General features: G+C 57.1%; 16 protein-coding genes and 1 pseudogene. 6 read left to right on the forward strand and 11 right to left on the reverse strand.

Annotation, left to right across the window (positions count from 1 at the left end; translation table 11 throughout):
- Nucleotides 1-127: 127 nt before the first annotated feature.
- On the reverse strand, nucleotides 128-1,414 hold the full coding sequence (locus tag EEQ99_RS28400; RefSeq protein ID WP_127431436.1) for a DegT/DnrJ/EryC1/StrS family aminotransferase: 1,287 nt from the start codon (nucleotides 1,412-1,414) through the stop codon (nucleotides 128-130).
- Between the two features lie 453 nt (nucleotides 1,415-1,867).
- On the opposite strand from EEQ99_RS28400, the gene EEQ99_RS28405 reads away from it, so the two are divergent.
- Entirely contained in the window at nucleotides 1,868-3,142 is a 1,275-nt protein-coding gene (locus EEQ99_RS28405) for an ROK family protein (RefSeq protein ID WP_127431437.1), read from the forward strand.
- Between the two features lie 94 nt (nucleotides 3,143-3,236).
- On the opposite strand, the gene EEQ99_RS28410 is transcribed toward EEQ99_RS28405, so the two are convergent.
- The 6 genes from EEQ99_RS28410 to EEQ99_RS28435 form a co-directional block, all read right to left on the reverse strand.
- Nucleotides 3,237-5,168 carry a methyl-accepting chemotaxis protein gene (locus EEQ99_RS28410; RefSeq protein WP_127431438.1) on the reverse strand — a complete coding sequence of 644 codons (1,932 nt, stop codon included), beginning with the start codon at nucleotides 5,166-5,168 and terminating at the stop codon, nucleotides 3,237-3,239.
- Between the two features lie 182 nt (nucleotides 5,169-5,350).
- On the reverse strand, nucleotides 5,351-6,517 hold the full coding sequence (locus EEQ99_RS28415) for an ABC transporter ATP-binding protein (RefSeq protein ID WP_127431439.1): 1,167 nt from the start codon (nucleotides 6,515-6,517) through the stop codon (nucleotides 5,351-5,353).
- Nucleotides 6,518-6,595: 78 nt separating this feature from the next.
- A complete protein-coding gene (locus EEQ99_RS28420; RefSeq protein WP_127431440.1) occupies nucleotides 6,596-7,621 on the reverse strand; it encodes a Gfo/Idh/MocA family protein in 1,026 nt (341 codons plus the stop codon).
- Between the two features lie 27 nt (nucleotides 7,622-7,648).
- On the reverse strand, nucleotides 7,649-8,482 hold the full coding sequence (locus EEQ99_RS28425; protein ID WP_027681768.1) for a carbohydrate ABC transporter permease: 834 nt from the start codon (nucleotides 8,480-8,482) through the stop codon (nucleotides 7,649-7,651).
- A 1-nt stretch (nucleotide 8,483) separates the two neighbouring features.
- The gene (locus EEQ99_RS28430) at nucleotides 8,484-9,413 is read right to left on the reverse strand and encodes a carbohydrate ABC transporter permease (protein ID WP_127431441.1); all 930 of its coding nucleotides are present in this window, start codon (nucleotides 9,411-9,413) and stop codon (nucleotides 8,484-8,486) included.
- A 71-nt stretch (nucleotides 9,414-9,484) separates the two neighbouring features.
- Nucleotides 9,485-10,939 (reverse strand): ABC transporter substrate-binding protein, encoded by a 1,455-nt coding sequence (locus EEQ99_RS28435; RefSeq protein ID WP_127431442.1) that lies wholly within the window; start codon nucleotides 10,937-10,939, stop codon nucleotides 9,485-9,487.
- Between the two features lie 287 nt (nucleotides 10,940-11,226).
- Between EEQ99_RS28435 and EEQ99_RS28440 the strand changes: the two genes are divergently transcribed.
- Nucleotides 11,227-12,486 (forward strand): ROK family transcriptional regulator, encoded by a 1,260-nt coding sequence (locus EEQ99_RS28440; RefSeq protein WP_127431443.1) that lies wholly within the window; start codon nucleotides 11,227-11,229, stop codon nucleotides 12,484-12,486.
- Between the two features lie 119 nt (nucleotides 12,487-12,605).
- Here the strand turns inward: EEQ99_RS28440 and EEQ99_RS28445 are convergent, their stop codons facing one another.
- Entirely contained in the window at nucleotides 12,606-13,796 is a 1,191-nt protein-coding gene (locus EEQ99_RS28445) for an ROK family transcriptional regulator (protein WP_244604858.1), read from the reverse strand.
- A gap of 107 nt (nucleotides 13,797-13,903) precedes the next feature.
- On the opposite strand from EEQ99_RS28445, the gene EEQ99_RS28450 reads away from it, so the two are divergent.
- The 4 genes from EEQ99_RS28450 to EEQ99_RS28465 are packed head-to-tail and all read left to right on the forward strand — an operon-like array spanning nucleotide 13,904 to nucleotide 18,652.
- The gene (locus EEQ99_RS28450) at nucleotides 13,904-14,908 is read left to right on the forward strand and encodes an extracellular solute-binding protein (RefSeq protein ID WP_127431444.1); all 1,005 of its coding nucleotides are present in this window, start codon (nucleotides 13,904-13,906) and stop codon (nucleotides 14,906-14,908) included.
- Nucleotides 14,909-14,958: 50 nt separating this feature from the next.
- Entirely contained in the window at nucleotides 14,959-15,963 is a 1,005-nt protein-coding gene (locus EEQ99_RS28455; RefSeq protein WP_127431445.1) for an ABC transporter ATP-binding protein, read from the forward strand.
- Nucleotides 15,960-17,669 (forward strand): ABC transporter permease, encoded by a 1,710-nt coding sequence (locus tag EEQ99_RS28460; RefSeq protein ID WP_127431446.1) that lies wholly within the window; start codon nucleotides 15,960-15,962, stop codon nucleotides 17,667-17,669. Before EEQ99_RS28455 ends, EEQ99_RS28460 begins: the two co-directional genes overlap by 4 nt.
- Before the next feature lie 17 nt (nucleotides 17,670-17,686).
- Nucleotides 17,687-18,652 carry a sugar phosphate isomerase/epimerase family protein gene (locus EEQ99_RS28465; protein ID WP_127431447.1) on the forward strand — a complete coding sequence of 322 codons (966 nt, stop codon included), beginning with the start codon at nucleotides 17,687-17,689 and terminating at the stop codon, nucleotides 18,650-18,652.
- An 85-nt stretch (nucleotides 18,653-18,737) separates the two neighbouring features.
- On the opposite strand, the pseudogene EEQ99_RS28470 reads toward EEQ99_RS28465, so the two are convergent.
- The 3 genes and pseudogenes from EEQ99_RS28470 to EEQ99_RS28480 form a co-directional block, all read right to left on the reverse strand.
- Nucleotides 18,738-19,442: pseudogene (locus EEQ99_RS28470) on the reverse strand (transposase); the annotation flags it as partial.
- Between the two features lie 61 nt (nucleotides 19,443-19,503).
- Complete coding sequence (locus EEQ99_RS28475; RefSeq protein ID WP_127431448.1) at nucleotides 19,504-20,715, reverse strand: NADP-dependent isocitrate dehydrogenase; 1,212 nt, start codon at nucleotides 20,713-20,715, stop codon at nucleotides 19,504-19,506.
- Between the two features lie 143 nt (nucleotides 20,716-20,858).
- Nucleotides 20,859-21,581: a Crp/Fnr family transcriptional regulator gene (locus EEQ99_RS28480; RefSeq protein ID WP_127431449.1), complete on the reverse strand. Its 723-nt coding sequence runs from the start codon at nucleotides 21,579-21,581 to the stop codon at nucleotides 20,859-20,861.
- Nucleotides 21,582-21,814: the final 233 nt, after the last annotated feature.

Genomic DNA, 21,814 nt, shown 5'->3' on the forward strand with positions numbered 1-21,814 from the left:
CCTCATTATAGAATGACTCTGAGTTTTGTCCCAGTGCCAGCTTTCAATCTTCCAGGCATTGAGCAGGGTAGGATTGTAGCCGATCGGATGTTGACCATTGCGGCACTGGGAAATTGATGCGCGGTGCTCAGCCGGAAATTGCTCCTGCGGCGATCTTCGGGCCTTGCTTATGAAGAGCATTCCAAACCTTGTGAAACGCCTCTGCATAAAGCTCCATCAATTCGCCATTGTTGGGTGGCGCAATCTCCGAGACGTAAAACATCGTATCCAACAGTTTCACTGTGTTCGGGAAATCGGCGGCCTTCCAGTTGTCGCAAATGTCCGGAAGATATTCGAATACGGGCTTCGTGAGCCAAACACAGATAGGCACGCCTTCGGCCTGCAGAGACCTGACCACGAAATCCCTTGCAGCCGGGCCGGGTGCGAAGCCAAGCGCCTCAGGTTCGATCCGGAGGGGAAAGTTGAGCATCGAATGGTCGCAGTCGGATGGGTTGAAGAGAGGAGATATGCCCACAAGTTCGCCGATCAATTCCCACAAAAGCTTGCAATTGTCTCTTCGGATTTGCAGTTGCGTATCCATCTCTGTTACCCGCAGCTTCGCTATAGATGACGAGAATACGTTCGGCCTGTAGTTGTACCCTTGGGAATAGGGCGAGAATATTCGCGCTCCACTTCGAGAAGAGCTGGACAGCGATACGCGATCAACATGTGCAATCAAGTTGGCGTCCTCAGTAATGACAAATCCCAGTTCGCCGGCCCCAAGGTGCTTGGCGCCGTTTCCGGATAGAGCGAGCGCGTCTGCATCAAGATGCGCACCGCCGACGATTGCTTTCGCGGCGCCGATTGATTGGCAGATGTCGTCGATCACAGCAATGCCTTGAGCTCGCGCTGCAGACCTCGCGTCGGGGACGAGAACATTGTTTCCGAAAAGGTGAGTGACTAAAACTGCAGCTACATTAGGGCCGAACTTTTCAGCGGCCGCGCGCTGATCAATCCCGGCCAAGTTCATGTCGACATCAACGAAGACGGGTTCGAGACCGCTGATTTTGATTGGTCCTACCGCTCCTGGCCAATTCAGTGCCGCGGTAACAACTTGCTCGCCTCGCTCTTTGACGTAGTCGAGCTCGATGTGAATGGCCGCCGTTCCGCTGCCGACAGCGCGCACTTGCCACTTCCCAGTCCAGCTTGCAAGATCTTGTTCCAAATCGCTCACGATTGGGTGGTTAACGCGGTGATACCTTCCACCATCCACAACACCTTGGAGTGCATGCAAGTGCTTATTCTCCGCGGCGGGCCAAGGTGTAACACGTCCCTGGGGGACCACAGGCTTCCCACCGAAAACGGCGAGCTTCTCGCCTGAGAAAGCACCAGTTGTGTTGCGAGTTATGAGCCGTAGTGCACCGAATCCGTTCATCACGTTCTCCAATCATGCTCACTAGAATGCTGATCAGCCCACACAAACGCTAGCACTGCTTTCCCACGTTTGGTAGCTAAATTACAGTATATCACAAAGTATATTTTAAAGTAGATTAGGAGCAGGCGGGCGCAATAAGTATGTTACTGAATATTTGTTGTATATTGGCGGACGGGCGCCTAAGGCGTCACTTTGGTCAGCTTCTGTGCGGAGCACGTTGGAAATTTCAATAGTTTTTTAACGGCTGGCCGGACAACTGAGATCACTGAATGAGGCTGGGGACGGGAACCGGCCAAAGTTTCCCGTAACGCCCGGTGCCGATTGAAGAAGCGTTGGACGAACAGCACATTGCCACCCCAGCTCATAATCCGAGCCCCACCGAATGGCGAAAGGTCGCCCTCCGCTAGTACTGGCCGTTGGTGGCAATGGAATTCGGCAACAGGATTGGATGCGATGGAATCCTTGATAAGAAGACACGAAGCTCATCGACTGGGAGAACGCGAGGGCAGTCCTGACGATCACCATATTGATGAGAGCACTAAGGGTATTGTACTGGCTCAAAGATTGATTCCAACGGGAACCTTGGGCGCCGCGAATCGGGGCCGATTGTTGCAAGCCTTGTACGACATAGGGCCATCTAGCAGAGCAGATCTGGCCCGCCTTACCGGTGTGACTCGAGGAACTATCGGAGGGATTGTGCAGCCCCTGATCGATCAGGGTGTTCTAGCGGAAGGAGAAGTGATACCTCCGAACGAAACAGGGGGCAAGCCAGCTACCAAGTTATGGTTTTCCAAGGATGCAAGACCAATGTGCGCGGTGCTCCTGCTGCACGACCGCGTGAGTGCGTGTTTGGTCTCTTTGGAGGGCGAGGTCTATGCTCAACACGCCGCCGATTTTCCGAAGAACCTAACACACCCCTCCGACGCCTCACGTATTATATGCACCTGTGTCGAAGAAACTATCGCATCTGGCAAGCCAATCTTAGGGATAGGTGTAGCAGTGGCTGGAACGATCAATACGGAGACGGGCACAATTGTGACCGTCAGTCTCGGGCCATTCCTGGACGGCTTACCCCTCGAAGCCGAGTTGCACAAAAGATTTGGAGTTACCGTGTGTGTCGATCAGGATACCAGAGCTTTGCTGGTTGGAGACCGATGGTTTGGGCAAGGCCGCGGTCGGAGAAACTTCGCCTCGGTCCATATCGGCGAGACTTTGGGTGGGGCGCTTTACCTTGATGGGCATCTCTATCGGGGATCCGCAGGTGCAGGCGGTGAAATCGGTCATACGACCGTAGACATCAAAGGTCGGTTATGCCAGTGCGGCCGACGCGGATGCTGGGAATCAATTGCCAGCTCGAAGTGGTTAGCAGACGAGGCCAAGGTCAGGCGGCTGCCACAACCTCACTCATTGGATGTGAGCCGATTATTGACTCTGGCCAACGACAATGTCCCAGGCGCAAGAGAATTACTTCGCGACTACGCGTTCAATATCTCGGTCGGTCTGGCGAACCTCCAGCAGTTCATGGCGCCCAATTTCATCATTATTCACGGCGACATCGTACGAGGGGGAAACCCGATGCTTCATTTAATCCAGGAAAGCTTCCGGGAATTGGTATTCCATCGCCCGGGTGATGAAATTGCCCTTGCTTTCGGAGACAGCGAATGCCTGGCGGCTTTACGCGGTGCCGCCAGTCTTCTTCTTTCTGAATTGCTGAATTTCGTCATCTAATGACATCCGCTACAGATCCTTCGGAAGCTTCTTAAGTGGCGGCAAAATGGACTCCATTTGAAGCAATCTGGGAACGACCTGAGGCGGTCCGCGGTCATTGCCGGGATGTATCTGCAACTCGACGGTCACTCACTGTGCCGAGTGCGTTCGCGACCTCTTCAAGCATCCGGCTTGCTGGCGAAGACATTGACGCTGTCTCCGGGTTGGTTTGACTGGTCTGCCTCTCAGAGAGAGCATTCTCAATTTGAAACTCCGCTACAATCCCGCGCAACTGTTTTGCCTCGATGGCAAGTGCCGTACTTGCAGCCGTGGATTCCTCGGCCATGGCTGCATTTTGCTGCGTAACCTGATCCATTTGATTGACTGTCCGGTTGACCTCAAAAAGGGTTGCGGACTGTTCGTTGGAAGCGGCGGTGACGGCATCAAGCTGAGTGTTGATCAGGACTATCTGTTGAATGATAATCTTGAGTGCTTCGCCGGTGTCTCGGACCAGCTTGACGCCACTGCTGACCTCATCAACCGAATTGAGGATAAGATTCTTGATTTCTTTTGCTGCGTGCGCGGAGCGTTGAGCAAGCTCCCGCACCTCCTGGGCAACCACCGCGAAACCTTTTCCTGCCTCGCCGGATCGTGCCGCCTCGACGCCTGCGTTGAGCGCCAGAAGATTGGTCTGAAACGCGATTTCGTCGATGACCCCCACAATACTGGAGATCTGCGAGGATGACTGTTCGATGCGTTGCATTGCTGCCACAGCGCTTGAGACCACTTCGCCGGAGTGGCGCGCCGACTTGTTTGCCTCGATCGCAACATGTCGCGCCTCCGCTGTGCGCTTTGAGGAACTGGCGACGTTCTGGGTAATCTGATCCAAAGCGGCGGCGGTTTGCTCCAGTGAAGCAGCCTGATGCTCTGTGCGGCGTGACAGGTCCTGCGCGCTCAAACTGATTTCCTGCGCCCCGCCATCGATCGATTCAGTTGCGTACGACACAGCTCTCAAGCTCTCAGCGAGTTGGGCAACGGCAGCATTGAAATTCGCCCGTAACGGTTCGAAGTCGTCGGCGAATTTGTCGTCGAGGCTGAACAGGAGGTTCCCGTCGGCGAGATGCCTTAGGCCTTCTGCAAGCCCGGACGTTGCCTCCGCCATATCCTGCGCTCGCCGATGCTCGGTCTCGGCGAGACGCGCACGTTCAATCTCATTTGCTTCACGGCTTGTCTCTGCATCCTTTTCGAAATCGCGCGCCCGTAACTCGTTGTCCTTGAATAACTGTACTGCCCGGGCCATCGATCCGATCTCGTCGCGGCGAATCGTTCCCTTAACAGTCGAAATGAGATCGCCGTCGGCTATGACCTCCATTGTCGTAACCATCTGCTTGATAGGTTTGACCAACCAGGAGCGAATTGCGAGAAAGCCGAAGCACGAGACAGCGAAGAGTGCCACAATAGCTGTTCCCAAACTCAGCACGGACGTGTCACGGACAACGCTTGAAACGTCACCACGCTTTTGCTCTGCGTCCGAAGCGAGTTTTTCCGTGACGGATGTGAATCTCGGTGAGACAGCAGCAAAGGCGGGTTGGCAAAGAGTGAGATAGAGTTGCTGCACCATGGCAAGCTCGGCTTCACTAGTTGCGCCGCGACCAACTGCGATGGCTGCACCACACGTATCGGTCAGGACGGAGAATCCATCCGCCTTCAACTTCGGCAGTTCGCTCTGCTCAGGAACTGCAGCGATCGCCAGATCCATGAACCTGACGAAGTTTTCTCGTGCGTCATTCAAGCCAGCTTCAGCGCGCGCCCTCGCCTCTTTCGACCGTGTCATCACCATGTCGCTGATGCTGGCACGCGCTGTTTCCAGACTTCGGTTCGACTGGGTCAAGCGTAGTGCTGCAGATGCATCTCTATCGAGAAGCTCCTGATATCTGTCGTTAACCTTCAGCATTTGCCGGTTCTGATAGAACGTCAGACCGAGTGCCAGGATGCCGAAGACAGCCACGATGATAAAGAACTTACCGACAATGGAAACGTGTTTCACAGGCCACTCCTCTAAGCTCGGGATCACTTACGGCAGATGGATGTTCAGATTCTGATGGTTTGATGTCTCGGGTTTTAAAAAAATGGCTGCCGCCGACCTCGTAATCGACGACAGCCAAGTTGCCTGGGAGGGCAGGAGAAAAGAGTTGAAACCCCAGATGGCGATAGTAAGTGCACTTTCTGTCAGTCGCGGATCGCAGTCCCGGTTACTGGATCGAACCAGTGCAATTTCTCCAGGTCGACAGTCAATGGCAGCACCTGATTGGGTCGAGGCGTCAGCGCCGGTGGTATACGCGCCACGAGCCGGTTCTTACCCTTATTGAGAAAGTCTTCGGTATCTTCAGCATCGTTGATATTGACCGACGGTGACGCGATGTCGAAGAACACGAAGGTGTCGGCTCCAAGCGCTTCGGCAACCGGGATCTGCTCGTTGAACAACGCCTCGGCCTCGGGACAAACCTTAAACATCTCTGGGCGAATTCCAACAATGACTTGTCGCCCGGCGAAGGCCGACAGTGCCCCCTGGGCTGGGACCGAGAAGGATATTTTCGTTCCAGTTACCGCAGCTTTTAGCGACCCGCCTTCCGCCGTCAGCTCGACCCGAACAAAATTCATGGCGGGCGAACCGATGAACCCCGCGACGAACAGATTGGACGGCTTGTCGTAAAGCATCTGCGGCGTATCGATCTGCTGAAGATTACTCTCCTGTCCATTAAACACCGGCTTCAGCACAGCCACACGATCGCCCATGGTCATAGCCTCGACCTGATCGTGGGTCACATAAAGGGTTGTGACGCCGAGCCGCTGATTAAGGAGCTTCAGTTCGCCGCGCATCTGCACGCGGAGTTTGGCATCCAGGTTGGAAAGAGGCTCATCCATCAGGAACGCCATGGGATGGCGAACGATCGCCCGGCCCATCGCCACGCGTTGGCGCTGACCGCCGGACAATGCCCCGGGCTTGCGCTCTAAATAACGGGTAAGATCAAGCATTTCCGCTGCGTCGCGAACCAGCTTGTCGATCTTGTCCTTGGGCATTTTTCGCTGCTGCAGACCGAAGGCCATGTTGTCGTAAACGGTCATATGGGGGTAAAGCGCGTAGTTCTGAAAAACCATCGCAATATCCCGGTCCTGGGGTTCTGTCTCCGTCACGTCAGCGTCATCCATGAGCAGCCGGCCGCTGTTGAGCGCTTCAAGACCCGCTGCCATCCGCAATAGTGTCGACTTGCCACAACCCGACGGGCCGACCAACACGACGAATTCTCCGTCCGCGACCGAAAAACTTACATTCGCAACGGCAACGGTCCCGTCCGGAAAGGTCTTGCCGATCCCGTCGAAGGTCATGGACGCCATTTTTATGTACTCCCGCATTTTTCAAGGAGGCAAGCCGCACCGTTTGTGCGGACATGCCCCTCGCCTTTGGTTCCGGCTTTAGCCGATGTTCACAGCCTTGCCGGTCGCGACGGATTCCTCGATCGCCGCCAGGATCTTTGTGTTTGCCAGACCGTCCTGCGCATCTGCCAGCAGCGGAGCGTCTCGCACGACGCTATCGACAAAGCGGGCAATGGATTCCAAGACAAAACCGCCGATCCGTGTCGCGCCGGTTGGTGTTATGCCGATGTAGTCATTGTATTTCAGTCCGCCGTCGACGATCTTGCGCAGGCCGCCATTATGGGTGGGGTCCGCCTGGACCTGGCCCTTTTCACCAACGAACTCGATCTTGAAATCAACAAGCGAAGGATTGTCACGCGACAGGATCCAGCTGTTCTCCATGGTCACGACCGTGCCCTTGGAAAATTCAAGCACCGACACATGGAAGTCTTTCGTATCCACGCCGGCGGCAAATAGGGTACCCGAGCGGGCAACCGAATAAACACGCACGACTTCGTCTGCGAGAATGAAACGTAGGACATCGACGAGGTGGCTGCCCAGGAACCAGAGTGCCGAAGACTTTGCAGCCCAGCTCAGCATTTCGAGCGGAACGAATGTCGTATTCGAAAGACGCGCGGTCCCGTGTTTGGCCAAGCCGATCTGACCGTTTTGGATCATGTCACGAACCTGGGCGAGGATCGGATTCACACGGTTGTGGAAATCAATCATCAGCTTGCCCTTGGACTTAGCGGCAGCCGCAGCGATTTCCTCGGCTTCACGCACCGTCGTCGCAAGCGGCTTTTCGCTCAACACGTGTTTATCGGCTTTCAGAGCCGCTAGAATGATCGGCGTGTGGGTAAAGTCAGGCGTTGCGACCGAGATGGCGTCGATCTGATCGCTTGAGATCAGCTTCTGGTAGTCGGTGAAGGCCTGCATTGCGCTGTAGCTTTCCTTCATCTTCAGCGCCCGGCCCTCATCAAGATCGCAGACGCCGACCAGATCGGTCTCCGGCAAGACATTAAAGGTATGGGCATGATTGCCGCCCCAGAGACCGGCGCCGATGACGCCCATTCGCAGTCTATTCATTTCATTACTCCATTCATAAAGGAAAGCTCAGCCCTTCACCGAACCAAAGGTGAGGCCTCGTACGACGTATCGATCGAAAACAAGGAAGATGATCATCGGAGGTATCATCGCGAGCACTGCGGCGGCGGCGATGTAGTTCCAGGTCACTCCGCTCGTTGCGAAATACCCAAGTGTTCCGATCGGAAGGGTGGCGGTCGAGCGTGAGCTCAGCACCAGCGGAAAAGCGGCGTTGTTCCACGCGAACACGAAGGCGAACATCGAGGTAACAATGATCCCAGGACGAACGATCGGTAGCGTGATCCGCAACATGATCGTGTACCAACGGGCGCCGTCCACCCGGGCAGCTTCCTCCAGTTCCACTGGCACCTCATCGATAAAGCTCTTCATCAACCAGACGGAAAACGGGATCGTCAGCGTCTGTAGGACCAGGATCATCGAAAAGTAGGAACCCTGGAGGCCAATGCGCGTGATGAGGATGAAATATGGGATCAGAAACGCGACCGGCGGGGCCATCAACAGCCCGAGATACCACAACATGATGTTCTTCTTGCCGCGGAGCTTGAAACGGGACAACGCGTAGGCTGCGGGAACCGAAAAAGGCAGATTGAGTAGCACAGCACCGATCGCGACGATGAGGCTGTTGACCAGTTGCGGCGCGTTGGTGCCAGGATCGACGAGGATGTGCCGGAATGCGTCGAGATTGGGCTCGAATGTGAGTTGCGGCGGCATGGTGAACGCCGTCTCGGCCGGCCGGATCGCAAGGGCGATGAACCACAGGATCGGACCGACGAAGATTGCCAGGAAGAGGAGGCCGGCGGCGTAGGTGAGTGCCGTGTTGAAGCTCGTGTGTCGGCGCGACATTTTACCACTCCTCGTTTCGGAACGCGAAGAAGACGTACAGTGCAACGATGACGTTGACGATCAGCACGGTGATCCAGGTCATGGCACTGACCAGTCCGATGTTGAAGTTCACAAGGCCCTGTTCGTAGAGTGAGTATCCAAGGGTGCGTGTAGACGTGCCCGGTCCGCCGCGCGTGAGCACAAGCACCGTGTCGAAGGTGTTGAAGATCTGCATGAAGCGCAGCATGACGATAATGATTGCGGTGCGTTTGATCAGCGGTAGCTTGATCCGCATCAGGATCGTCCATGCAGACGCGCGATCCAGGCGTGCGGCCTCCAAAATCTCGTCCGGCACGGCCAAAAGGCTCGCATAGAGAACGATTGCAAAGAACGGTGTCCACTGCCAGATGTCGACGAAGAGGATCGCCGCGAGTGCTGTCGATGGCGAGCCAAGAATTCCTTCTGCGGGAACGGGGAGCCAGAGCGACTGCAACACCCAACTCAACAGGCCACCGCCGGGATCATAGAGGTAGCGGAACAAAAAGCCGACGACGATGGGCGCGATCGTTGTTGGCAGGATCAGCAGGGCCCGCACGATGTTCATGCCAGGCAGTGCCTTGAGCAGAATGAGCGCGATCGCCAGGCCAAACGTGAACTCAAGTGCCGTGCCAAGGATCGACAGGATCAGGGTATTGGTGAGCGCGGCGCGAAAGTCGAAAGCGTTGAAGGCCTGCACATAATTCTCGAACCCAATGAACTGGAGCGGCTCCGGGCCGATTTGCAGGTTCCAGAAATAGAAGCTCGATCTTAGGGCAAACAGCAAGGGGTAGGCGATCAGAGCGAGCAGCATCACCACCGAAGGCGCAATCAGCAAGTAGGGCAGGTTTCGTCGGATAAAGCTCTTCCGGGCGGGCCCGAGGGCTCGCGGAGAGCAAACAGTAGTCGTGTGCATTGCCAGATCCAGTTCTTCTTCACTTGGCTGCCGGCGCGATCGCTCTCGCGCCGGCCCGAGGAGAACTCTAATTAGTTCTTGGCGATCAGGGCTTTGGCCCCATCAAGAGTATCTGTGTAGCTATCCTTCTGATAAGGGATCATGAGATTGCCCTTCAGGATGCTCTCGAACAGGCTGTTGGCGCGCTCGAGGCCGGTCTTCGGCTCTTCGCTACCGGTCAGAAGCTGGTTCAATGTGAGACCCAACACGCTTTCGATGGCTGTGTAACCAGGGACAGGCGGGCGTGTGATCTTGCCGTTGCCCTGCTTCATCATCGCATACTGCACATCGAGGTAAGGATAGATCGCCTTGACTTCCTCGTCTTGATAGAGCGAAATGCGCGCAAAGTCGGAGAACTGGTAGTTGAGGTCCGGCCAAAGGGCCATTTTCTTCTGCGTGGCTTTCGAGGTCGCCCATTTGATAAAGGCGTAGCCTGCTTCTTGCCTTTCGGAACTCGATGGAATGCCAAGGCTCCAGCCGCCGAGACTAACCGTTTGAGGCACGCCCTCGGCCTTCGGCAAGGCCGCCGTTACGTACTTATCCATGATGTCCGACTTTTTGCCGGTCATGTAGCCCGAGTTCTTGATTAGATAGAAGTACGGGGTCCACCAGTAGAACATGCCGATATCGCCCTTGGCGAAACGGGTGCCGGCATCGAACCAAACATAGTTGATCGCTTCAGGCGGAGACAACTTGTAGAGCTGCCTATAGACTTCGACAGACTTGATCCAGGCGGGGCTCGTCAGTTGCGGGGAGAAATCCCACGGAGCGGCCGGGAAAGATTTGAACCAATTCGCGCCGTGGCTTGCCGACACCTGCGTAAACATGTGGACGATCGGCGACGGCTGGGAACCGCAAACGACGGTTGGAAAGAGCGGCTTACCGGCGAATGATTTGCCTTCCATCGACTTCAGTGTGTCGATGTATTTCGTCCAGGTCCAGTCTTCCGATGTCTCGGTCGGCGGCGCTGCAATGCCGAGTTCGTCAAAGACGTCCTTGCGATACATGACCCCCTGCGCATAGGCGGCAACCGGCAGTGTGCCAACTTGGCCGCGCCACATATTCGAGGAGTAAAGGACCTCGGGGATGAAGTCGGAGAGGTCGAATTCGCTGTCCTTGGCAATAAAATCGTTCAGCGAGATGATCCAGCCGTTGTCGAGATATTGCCCGAGCCACATCTGGTCGACGACGATGACATCGGCGTCGGAGGTCTTGGCGACAAAGGCAGACACGAGGCGCGATTGAAGGGCGTCATAGGAGAGACTCTCCAGTTCGACTTTGATGCCGGTTTCCTTCTCGTATTCTGGCACCAGCGCCTTCATTGAGAAAAAAAATGGGTCTTCAACGGACAGGACGCGCACGGTGTTCGCATCCTGCGCGGCACCCCTCCGTGGAATGGCCAATGATCCCGCGCCAGCCACAAGAGCTGCGACGGAAGCGCTTTTCAGCAGGTCACGTCGCGACATATTTCCGATATCGATTGTCATAAACAGCCTCCTCAGTTGCTTCGTATCCCAACCCCGGCCCTTCAGCGCAGCCCCTGGGCTTCCGCTTGTCGATACTGAGATTGTTACCCCTAATGTGCTTTTTGTAAGCAGTTAGTTTGTACCTCGCACAAACTTATGTTAGTGTCAAGAAGTTGTCGCGGCGAAAATTCCGGCGCGGTACTGCGGTTGTCATCGAGGTCCTGCTTGCATCACCGGAAAGGGCCTTATGTTGTATGGCCGTTCGATAATGTACGGGCTAAAAGGATCCGGTAGATTGGAGAAGAGAATTGAAGTTTGAGAGCCAGCCGTCCTATTCGTTGGGCCAGCGCACCCCTGCCAGCAGAGAAGTCGCCGTCGGCGAGAACGGCGGTAACGTGACACTTGTCTCCCAATCGGCGCTTGGAGCGATAAACCGCGGTCGCGTCCTTCAAGCCTTATATGACAACGGACCCAAAAGCCGGGCAGATCTCGCTCGACTTGCAGGTGTCAACCGGACCACGATAACCGGTATTGTGCAGCCGATGATCGAAGACCAGCTTCTTATTGAGGGAGATGCGTCGCCTTCCGACGTCAAAGGCGGCAAGCCGGCTCGTCCGCTTTATTTTAACCCCGATGCACCGATGCTTGGCGCGGTCCTCCTTCTGCCCGGCACGATACAAACATGCCTCGTGGCGTTAACCGGTGAGATCAAGGCCGTTGCGAAAGCTGAATTTGATACGCATGGCGACACAGAAGCATTCATCGCGGTCATGACGGAGACGCTTACTGCCACACTGTCTCAGGCCCAGCAGGCGCCGTTTGGCATTGGCGTGGCCTCTGCTGGAATGATCGACAGTGACAATGGAACCATTCTCACCGTCAATCTTGCTCCCGTTCTAACGGGACTTCCCCTCGTAGCAATACTACAAGAACGCTTCTCTCTTCCGGTTGCCATCGATCACCACCCCCGTGCCTTGCTTGTTGGGGACAGATGGTTCGGACCCGGTCGCGGTCAACAAAATTTCGCAGCGGTCTATACTGGCGAGGTTCTCGGCGGCGCCTTCTTCATCGACGGCAAGGTCTATCGTGGACTCGCCGGATCCGGCGGCGAGCTCGGGCACACCGTGGTGCAGATCGATGGTGCCCCTTGCAACTGCGGAAAGCACGGCTGCTGGGAGACGGTCGCTGCTCTTCCGTGGTTACGAAAGGAAGCCGCCCGAATGGGCTTGCCGCATCCCAAGAGCATCACCTGTGCCAGGCTTGTCAAGGAAGCAGACGAAGGCTCGAATGCGGCAGAGGAGCTTCTCGTCCGTTACACACGGAACGTGGCTTTCGGCATCGTCAATCTGCAGCAAACACTCTCCCTCAACTCCTACGTCCTTCATGGAGACGTCGCCGGAGGCGGAATGAAGGCAGCAGAGCTGATCAGGCAGCATGTAGAGCAGCTAGTGGTGAAGAGACCTGGTCAGGAGATATCGATCACGGTGAATGGTATCGGCGAAGGCCATACGGCTCTGCGCGGCGCCGCCGGTTTGGTTTTATCCAGCCACCTCAAGCTGGTCATTTGAGGCTTTGTAGCGACACCGATATGCAACGAAGGGGCTTGCGGACCTGTTGTGTCGATTCGCGCCGGGCAAGGCCTGTCCGGTAGGCTTCTTAAAGAGACTCAGGCGCGCTATCGAATTTTCTAAGGTCGGGATTTGGGCTTGCGACCGTTAAGGTAAGGACTGCCATCGTCTGCGACGGCGGCGGAAAAGAGAGAGGCAAAGAACGGAATGCAGGCCGCCCCGATCGCGCCGGCGCGAGGGCCAAGTCGAGAGGCCTCAACTGCGGCAGCCTCCAAGCCGCGCGACGGGCCAAGGATTGGCTGACTGGAAATTGCGCGTACCAGCCTGTCTGTCACTAGTTCTGGCAGCCGTCCCCCAAGGACAATCAGCGCGGGGTCGAACATCGCCGTAGCTACACGCACCGTCTCGCTGAGCTGCTTTCCGGCGCGTTCAATCCAGATTTCTAACGCCGCTTCGGCGCTATCTGGCAACCGATCGAGGTCGATGAAGTCGTGGATGGCGAAGCCGGCACTGTTGAGGGTGGCAAAAAGGTCTTGGCCGGATGGGCGCGGCTGGTCGTACGGGTAGAGAACTCCGGGCAGGCAGGCGTTTCCATTGACACCGCGGTACGGCCGCCCGTCGATAACCGCCCCTCCCCCGACACCGTGTCCGATGTGAATGAAGAACATCGGATCAGGCTGCGGGATGCGTCCGCCGAACACATACTCTCCGAGCGATGCAGCTGTTCCATCATTCTCGATGTAATAGGGCGCTTCGAAAGTCGCTTTAAAAGCTTGGTCCGCCTCACCATCATCGAAAGCCGGGAAGAAGCTGTGGGCCTTGAGGATGTGCGACATCGTGCCGAAATTGCCGGGCACCGAGCAGCCGACCCCGAGAAGGCGATCTTTAGGCGTGCCAAGATCGGTCAGCATCGCTGCGATAGCAGCCTGCGCCGCCTCTGCCACAGACAAAGCTGTGCTGGTCTCGATGTCTACAGATCGGGAGGTAAGAATCTTACCCGCTAGATCAGCAATTGCTACCTCCATTCGGGAGACCGAGAATGTTATTCCCGCGGAAAGATATCGATCAGCCCGCAAGCTCAGCAAGCGCCGAGGCTGGCCTTGGGCGCCGGTCCGCTCGACCACCTCGATCAGAAGTCCGATCTCAATTAAGCGACCTATCAGCCGAGTGACAGAAGCACCTGTCATGCCGGACCGTTCCGCTAGGTCGACCCGCGCAATCTGCTTGCCTACGAAAATCAGTTCGACCAGTCGTCGTTCGTTCCGTGAAAGGTCCATTGGTTCCAAGAGTGTCAAATTGTCAGCAGCCAAACAGCTATTGCAATATATATTAAATTACGCAATGTAATTAATCTGTCATGAGGATCCTTTAAGAAAGCCAAACCGGAATGACCGCCAAAATGAAATGGGAGAACACCATGCACCAGATCAAACGATTGTTGAGCCTCGCCGCCGTGCTGATCGCGATCGCCTCTCCGGCCTTGGCAAAGAGTCTCGTCGTTTATTCACCTCAGGGGGAAGAGAACGTTCAATGGATAATCGACCAGGCTAAAGCCGCCGGTCACGACGTGCAGTTTCTGCGCGCACCCGGAGGAGAACTTTTTGATCGGCTGGTCGCCGAGAAGAACAACCCCCAGGCCGACGTCGTACTTGGCATGGTCGACGCGTCTATGGCTCTGCTCAAAAAGAATGGCCTGTTCCAGCCATACACACCAGCCTGGGCGGCGGACCTGCCTGCGCACTACAAGGACAAGGAAGGCATTGTCTACAAATTCTGGAGCACACCGGTCGTCATCGCCTATGAGTCTGACAAGCTTGCCGCTGAGCGGGCGCCGAAAAGCTGGCTGGACCTGACAAGGGGCGAATACAAAGGCAAATACGTCATCGGCAACACCGCCTGGCAGACGACAAGGGTCTATCTTGCCGGCATCTTGGCCCGGTTCCTCGACGACAAGGGCGAAGTCACTCAGGCTGGATGGGATTTTCTTGGCGCATTCTATGCGAACGCGATCGTTGTCGATGACGCCGATGCGCGCAAGGAAGCCTTCAAGTCGGGCGGTGCGATCATCAATCTAACCTGGTTCGGCGGCGTCATCAAGGACGCCAAGGAGCTCGGCATGCAAGTCAAGGTCATTGACCCGGAAGGTGGCACGCCCGTCATCTCTGAAGGCGTGGCGATCATGGCGGGAACCGATCAGCTGGAGCAGGCAAAGGCATTCGTCGACTGGTTCGGCTCTGCCGATGTCATGGCCGGCTACGCCAAGAAATTCGGTCAGGTTCCGGTGCTGCCGGCGGCGTTGGCCAAATCACCGCCAGAGGTGCAGGCGAATGCGAAACTAGTCAAGGCGCAGCCGATCGATTGGGATGCCGTCGCGCCCAAACTGGACGGCTGGTTGCAGAAGATCGAGCTAGAAATCCGGTGAGGATGTAGGGCCGGGCGACGCAGATCGCCAGGCTTCTCAGGAGTATGTTTATGCCGACCCCGATCCTCATCATCGATAAACTGCATATTGGCTATGGCGACAAGGTTGTCATCAGCGACCTCTCGCTTGAGATTCACGAAGGCGAGTTCGTTGCTCTGCTCGGGGCTTCCGGCAGCGGCAAATCCAGCGTCCTAAGGACCCTGGCTGGCTTTCATCCGGTCATGAGCGGTCGGATTATTCTTGAAGGAAAAGATATTACCATCGAGCCTCCGGAGCGGCGCAACGTCGGCATGGTATTCCAGAACTATGCGCTGTTTCCAACGATGACGGCTTTCGAGAATATCGCCTTTGCTTTGCGTGTGGCGAAGATCCCGCAGGGCGAGATTGTCAAGCGTGTCACCCAGATCGCCGAAACATCCGGGATTACGGAGCAACTGCACAAGAAGCCCGCGACCATGTCAGGTGGGCAACAACAGCGGGTCGCGATTGCGCGCGCGCTCGTCGCGGGCTCCAAGGTGCTTTTGTTCGACGAACCATTGTCCAATCTCGACGCCAAGGTGCGAGTGACGATGCGCCGCGAGATCAAGAGGCTCCAGCAGGAATTTGGCTTCACGGCGGTCTTTGTCACGCATGATCAGGAAGATGCACTCACCATGTCCGACACGATCGTCGTGCTGGCGAACGGTGGCGTTGAACAGATCGGTGACGGACGTACTCTTTATCGAAAGCCCGCGACGCCGTTCATCTGCGAGTTTATCGGCACCGCCAACGAACTGCTCGCACCGGTTGTCGCGCAAATTCTGGGCCGCGACGTTCAGGGACGCATCTTTGTCCGCCACGAAGATGTGTTCGTCGGGAAAGCGGTAGAAGCCGGGTTGCCGGCGACCGTCCGCCATGTGGAATTTCTTGGCGCCCACAGCCGCATCGACCTGGATGCCGGCGGACACTTAATTTCGGCCGCCAGGATGGGGCACGAGTTACCTGAAATCGGTGAGACCGTGTCCTGGACGGTCCGGCCGGGCTCGGCGCATATCTTCGAGGAAGCGGGCAGATGAACCGCGCGGCGCCCGTCGAGCGCGTAGTCTATTGGATCGGAGTGGCGGCCCTGATCTGGATCGTCATCACCTTCCTGATCCTGCCGCTAGTCGCGTCACTTCATGCGGCCTTTTTCAAGGACGGCAGCCTGGTGGTCGGCCAGATCGCAAGCGAACTTTCAAGATCACGAAGAGTGCGCGCTGCCCTTTGGAACACGCTTTGGATGACGTCAGCGACCATGGTTACGGTGACCATTGTCGGGATGTTCCAGGTCGTCGTCCTTGAATATTTTCACGTACGCGGTCGCGCACTCTTGAAAATCGCCTATGCAACGCCCCTGGTCTTCGGCGGTGTCGTTGCGGCGGCGGGCTACAACTTCACCTATGGTCCCAGCGGTGCGGTGACACATCTGGTGAAGGCCGCCGTCTCCAGCCTCCCGCAAGCCTGGTTCATCGGCTGGTTTGGCGTGCTTTTCACGCATACCTTTCTGATGACCAACTTTTACTATCTTTTTCTGCGCGCTGCGATGCGCCGCGTCGACTACGCAACAATCGAAGCTGCGCGCAGTATGGGTGCCTCGGAATATACGATCCTGTGGCGTGTGGTACTGCCCGCGATCATGCCGACGTTCCTCGCCGTCACCCTTCTCACCCTTTACACCGCAATCAGCTCTTTCGCCGCCCCTCAGGTGCTGGGCGGTCGCGATTTCCACATGCTGAGCCAGATGGTGCTGACCTTGAACAGCCTGCGCCGTCCCGACATGGCCGCCTTACTCGCGCTTATGATGGGACTATGTCTCATGGCGCTTATACTGCTGTCTCAATATTTCGAAGCGCGCGGCTCCTATGTCGGCGGCGCGAAAGCGACTGCGCCCATCCAGCTACGCAAAATTTGCAGCCCCATCGGCAATGCAGTGCTACATTTGTTTGCCTATCTTCTCGTGGCTATCTATACGGTGCCGATCGCGCTTGTCGTACTCTTCTCCTTCGCCCCTGCCGCGAGCATCGGCATCGAAGTGATCCCATCCAGCCTGACACTGAAGAACTATACCCGCGTCTTCACCGAAGGCAGCGCCTTTCTTCCGTTTTTCAACTCCATAGTGATGAGCCTTGTCGCGGTATCGGCGGCGCTCGTCGTTACACTGTTTGCCGTCCCGGTTATTCTTGGCCGCCGCAGTTGGCTGACGCGCCTTCTGGACATCACTTTCTTCCTGCCATGGGTAGTTCCTAGTATTCTGCTCGCTGTCGGGCTGATCGTCACCTTTGACTCGCCAAACCCGCTCGTTGGAAACGCAGTCCTCCTCGGCGGCTACTGGCTCCTGCCGATTGGCTACGCCATCGTCGCCTTGCCGCTGATGGTGAGGTTCCTGAGGGCCGCCTTCGTAGGAATTGATCCGGCCTATAACGAGGCCGCCCGCTCGATGGGCGCCACCGGTCTTTATCGCTATCGCCGCATCATTCTGCCGATAGTGGCGCCGACTGTAATCCTCGTCGCCGGGATGGCCTTCAACGATCTCCTGTCGGAATACCCCTTGTCGGCCTTTCTATACAACGTCAATAACAAGCCGCTGCCGATTGCAATCGTAGACAGCTCGCTGTCTGTCGATCCTGAGCAGGCGGCCCTCAACCTCGTCTACGTCAATCTGATCATGGTGTTTTCAATGGCGATCATTCTGTTGGCTGAGCGGATCGGCCTTGGCAAAGGTCCAGAAACCACAACATTGTAGAACAGGAGACTGATCCATTGGATACCTGCATCACCGTCTGGCATTGGCCGCACCAGGAGCGTTGGTACGACGAAGGCATTCGCAACTCGCTCACCCTCATTAAGGAAGCTGGCTTCACACACATCAACTGGAATCCCGACTCCGGCAGTTCGTACTGGCTGGCCGACGCCGAGATCGAGTTTACAAGCAGGATCGTGGCCGATGCTGGGCTGAAAGTGCACTCGGTTCATGCCAGCAATGGCCGCAATCCTATCACTGAGATCGGCTACAAAAACCCTGGCCCTTTCGCGATGGAGACGCGCAAGGACTTCCTGTCGCCGCATGAATGGCAGCGCCGCAGCGGAGTCGAGCTGTTGCGTAACCGTGTCGACCTGGCGGCCGCGTTCCAGTCCCCCAATATCGTTCTGCACATCGATATCAACGACAACGTCTTCGGCAGCGAAGCCGCCGAACGAGCGTTCTTCGACCCCCTTTTCCAGTCTCTCGACGAAATCAGGCCTTACTGCGTCGAAAAGGGCGTCCAGATTGCCGCGGAAACTCTCCTCTGCGCCAACGCCCAGAATTTCCTCAACCTCTATGATCGGCTGTTCGCTCGATACGGCAAGGAGTTCATCGGCGTCTGCTTCGATTGTGGCCACTGGGAACTGATCGAGCCAGGCAAGCTCAGCGTGCTTGAGCGTTTCGCGGATCGCGTCATTGCTACTCACATTCACGACAACTTCGGAGCAGTGGATGACCATCTCTTGCCATTCGACGGACGATTAGATTGGCACACGATCGCCTCGGCGATCGCCTCAACTCCTTATCAGACTCCGCTCAACTTCGAGACGCCAATTGACCGGTATGGGATACCAGAATCCGCCTACTATCGCCGCGCTCACGGTGTTGCTGTTAGGCTTGAGGAGATGGTAGCCGAGGCGCGCGAGAGGAAAAGCAGTGATGGCGAATGCGCCTGCCCTCGACAATTCTTCACTACGTCGTGACAAAGGTAGCAGCGTTGACGTTTGAACCGTTCCGCGGTCCAGATGGATGGACAGTTTAGACCAAAGAATCTGTCGGCTTCGTCGGTGTCGTCGAATGGGTCAGCAAATGGCCTTCGGGGCAGCGATAGCCATCGGTCTCGGGTTCGAAGACGAACGTCGACTTGCGCATCATGACGGGCTTGGGCGGAGTGGGATTGCGATAGCCTGTGACGCCAAGGATCTGCCGGTCTTCCAGGCCCTTGGCGATGCCCGGCGTAGCATAGCCGGCATCCAGCCCGTCCGCGCCGACATCGAAGCCGAAACGGGTCTGCTGCCGGTCGAGCCTTGAGAGATAGACGATCGAGTCGTGGACATTGGCTGGCGTGACATAAGTATCGGTGATGATGGCGAGCTTGCCGTCCATCGTGCGATGATCGAGAGAGAAGAAGCCCTTCGGCCTGCCGTCGCGCACCATATAGCCGCTGTCTGAACGCTGCGCGTAACCTTAGTCGTCGTCACCTCCGGCCGGCGTTCCTTGTCCTTCAAGGGCTTCTGGCCGTGCAGCTTGCGTTCGGCCTCGATCGCCGCATCCAGATCGGCCAAGTAGTCGGCGCGCGACTTCTCGACCATTGCAAGATCGTATTCGCCCTTGTTGGCATTGGCCTTCAGATGGGTCGAATCCGTGTAACGCCACCGTGCCGACCAGCCCGTGGCCGATCGCCTGTTCGACGATGTAATCGAAGATGTCCCGGCAACCGATTTATCGTTGTAACCGCGGCGGTTCTGGGCTGAGCGTCGGGGCGTCGAACACTCGCAGCAATCTGACGGCGGGGAAATCCCCGCCGCTTCGATGTTATTTTGGAAAGGCCGGCTCACGCCATGGCCTTCTGCAGGTTTTGATCGATCTTGTCGAGGAAGGCGGTGGTCGAGAGCCACGGCTGGTCGGGGCCGATCAGCCGCGCCAGATCCTTGGTCATGAAACCGGATTCGACGGTGTCGACGCAGACCTTTTCGAGCGTCGCGGCGAAGCGGGCGAGTTCGGCATTGTCGTCGAGCTTGGCGCGATGCGCGAGGCCGCGGGTCCAGGCGAAGATCGAGGCGATCGAGTTCGTCGAGGTTTCCTGGCCCTTTTGGTGCTGGCGATAGTGACGCGTCACCGTGCCGTGGGCGGCTTCGGCTTCGACCGTCTTGCCGTCCGGCGTGAGCAGAACCGAGGTCATCAGGCCGAGAGAGCCGAAGCCCTGGGCAACGGTATCGGACTGGACGTCGCCGTCATAGTTCTTGCAGGCCCAGACGTAGCCGCCAGACCACTTGAGCGCCGAGGCGACCATGTCGTCGATCAGACGGTGTTCGTAGGTGATGTTTGCTTCCTTGAACTGATCCTTGAATTCGGTCTCGTAGACTTCCTCGAAGATGTCCTTGAAGCGGCCGTCATAGGCCTTGAGGATGGTGTTTTTGGTCGACAGGTAGACCGGCCACTTGCGCATCAGGCCATACATCATCGAGGCGCGGGCAAATTCGCGGATCGATTCATCGAGGTTGTACATCGCCATGGCAACGCCGGCGCCCGGTGCGTTGAAGACTTCCTTCTCGATGACGGTGCCGTCTTCGCCGACGAACTTGATCGTCAGCTTGCCCTTGCCGGGGAACTTGAAATCGGTGGCGCGGTACTGGTCGCCGAAGGCGTGGCGGCCGACGACGATCGGCTTGGTCCAGCCGGGAACGAGGCGCGGCACGTTCTTGCAGATGATCGGCTCGCGGAAGATGACGCCGCCGAGGATGTTGCGGATCGTGCCGTTCGGGCTCTTCCACATTTCCTTGAGGTTGAATTCCTTGACGCGGGCTTCATCCGGCGTGATCGTCGCGCACTTGATGCCGACGCCGTACTTCTTGATGGCGTTGGCGGCGTCGACAGTGACCTGGTCGTTGGTGGCGTCGCGGTTTTCGACCGAGAGGTCGAAATAGTCGATGTCGAGGTCAAGATACGGATGGATCAGCTTATCCTTGATGAGCTGCCAGATGATGCGCGTCATTTCATCGCCGTCGAGATCGGCGACGGGATTGGCGACCTTGATCTTGTTCATGTATCTGCCTCGTTCGAGCTTGAATGGGGACGGGGTCCCGGGTGGGTGATGTGATGAGGAGCGCTGCTGGCGCCACAGGCTGGCCTCGCCAACAACCGCGTCGTAATCACGCGCTGATCCCGAATTCGGCAGCTGATCCCGTTCTATGCGCTGATCATCCGCTCCATCTCATCCATGTTGGGGACGATGATATGTCGAAACTTCTCGATGCGAATGACGCCGCTCTTGCGCAGCCTGGTTATCTGGCGGCTGACGGTTTCAATGGTCAGACCGAGAAAATCGGCGATCTCGGCGCGGGACAACGGCAGGTCGAAAACGGTGGTCGTGGCGGTCTGCGGTTCGGCGTGGGTGGCGATGAGGTGGAGCAGGCTTGCGACCTTCTCCTCGGCGGTGCGCCGGCCGAGCGTCAGCATCCATTCGCGCGCGGCGTCCAGCTCCTTCAGCGCCTGATCGTGCAGGCTGCGCCGCAGTTCCGGCGTCTCCGATATCATGCGGTCGAGCAGGTCGCGGGGAAAGACGCAGATTTCGACATCGGTCGCAGCCTCAGCCGACAGCGTACTTTCGCGCACGAAGGGCCTGCCGACGAAATCGGGGGCGAATTGCAGGTCGACGATCTGCTGGCGCCCGTCCGGCATCACCTTACAGAGTTTCACCACCCCGCGCATTATGTTCGAATAGAAAGAGCTTTCCGACCCTTGAGCGACGATCTCGCTGCCGGCATCGACCTTGCGGCGCAGCGAGTGGCGGCCGAGGTCCTTTAACTGACCGCTCGACAGTACGCCGCAGACGACGCCGTGCCGCGCCTGGCAGGAAGCGCAAGCGACGGGAGTGCCGGCGTCGGAACCCTTACTGCGTGCAACGTCCATGTCCTGATCCCTTCAAAATCCGCGTGTGCCGGATGTGGCTGCGCATGCTGGGCATACTCAGACGCTTACGTCGCGATTGCGGGTTCGGCTATCCCGATTTCCTCCGGCGCGGCTTGATGATTACCAATTTCGCCGGGACCGCGAGTTGATCCAGATCAAAGTTTCCGTGCCATGCTGTTTTTGGAAGCGCCTGCCTCGACACGAGGCCGACCCGCAGAATCCTTCAAACTTGA

Source organism: Rhizobium anhuiense (assembly GCF_003985145.1).
GTDB lineage: Bacteria > Pseudomonadota > Alphaproteobacteria > Rhizobiales > Rhizobiaceae > Rhizobium > Rhizobium anhuiense.

Coding starts and splice junctions, on each gene's coding strand:
- EEQ99_RS28400 (WP_127431436.1), bottom strand. CDS start 1,414: ATGAACGGATTCGGTGCACTACGGCTCATAACTCGCAACACAACTGGT.
- EEQ99_RS28405 (WP_127431437.1), top strand. CDS start 1,868: ATGGAATCCTTGATAAGAAGACACGAAGCTCATCGACTGGGAGAACGC.
- EEQ99_RS28415 (WP_127431439.1), bottom strand. CDS start 6,517: ATGGCGTCCATGACCTTCGACGGGATCGGCAAGACCTTTCCGGACGGG.
- EEQ99_RS28420 (WP_127431440.1), bottom strand. CDS start 7,621: ATGAATAGACTGCGAATGGGCGTCATCGGCGCCGGTCTCTGGGGCGGC.
- EEQ99_RS28425 (WP_027681768.1), bottom strand. CDS start 8,482: ATGTCGCGCCGACACACGAGCTTCAACACGGCACTCACCTACGCCGCC.
- EEQ99_RS28430 (WP_127431441.1), bottom strand. CDS start 9,413: ATGCACACGACTACTGTTTGCTCTCCGCGAGCCCTCGGGCCCGCCCGG.
- EEQ99_RS28435 (WP_127431442.1), bottom strand. CDS start 10,939: ATGACAATCGATATCGGAAATATGTCGCGACGTGACCTGCTGAAAAGC.
- EEQ99_RS28450 (WP_127431444.1), top strand. CDS start 13,904: ATGCACCAGATCAAACGATTGTTGAGCCTCGCCGCCGTGCTGATCGCG.
- EEQ99_RS28455 (WP_127431445.1), top strand. CDS start 14,959: ATGCCGACCCCGATCCTCATCATCGATAAACTGCATATTGGCTATGGC.
- EEQ99_RS28460 (WP_127431446.1), top strand. CDS start 15,960: ATGAACCGCGCGGCGCCCGTCGAGCGCGTAGTCTATTGGATCGGAGTG.
- EEQ99_RS28475 (WP_127431448.1), bottom strand. CDS start 20,715: ATGAACAAGATCAAGGTCGCCAATCCCGTCGCCGATCTCGACGGCGAT.
- EEQ99_RS28480 (WP_127431449.1), bottom strand. CDS start 21,581: ATGGACGTTGCACGCAGTAAGGGTTCCGACGCCGGCACTCCCGTCGCT.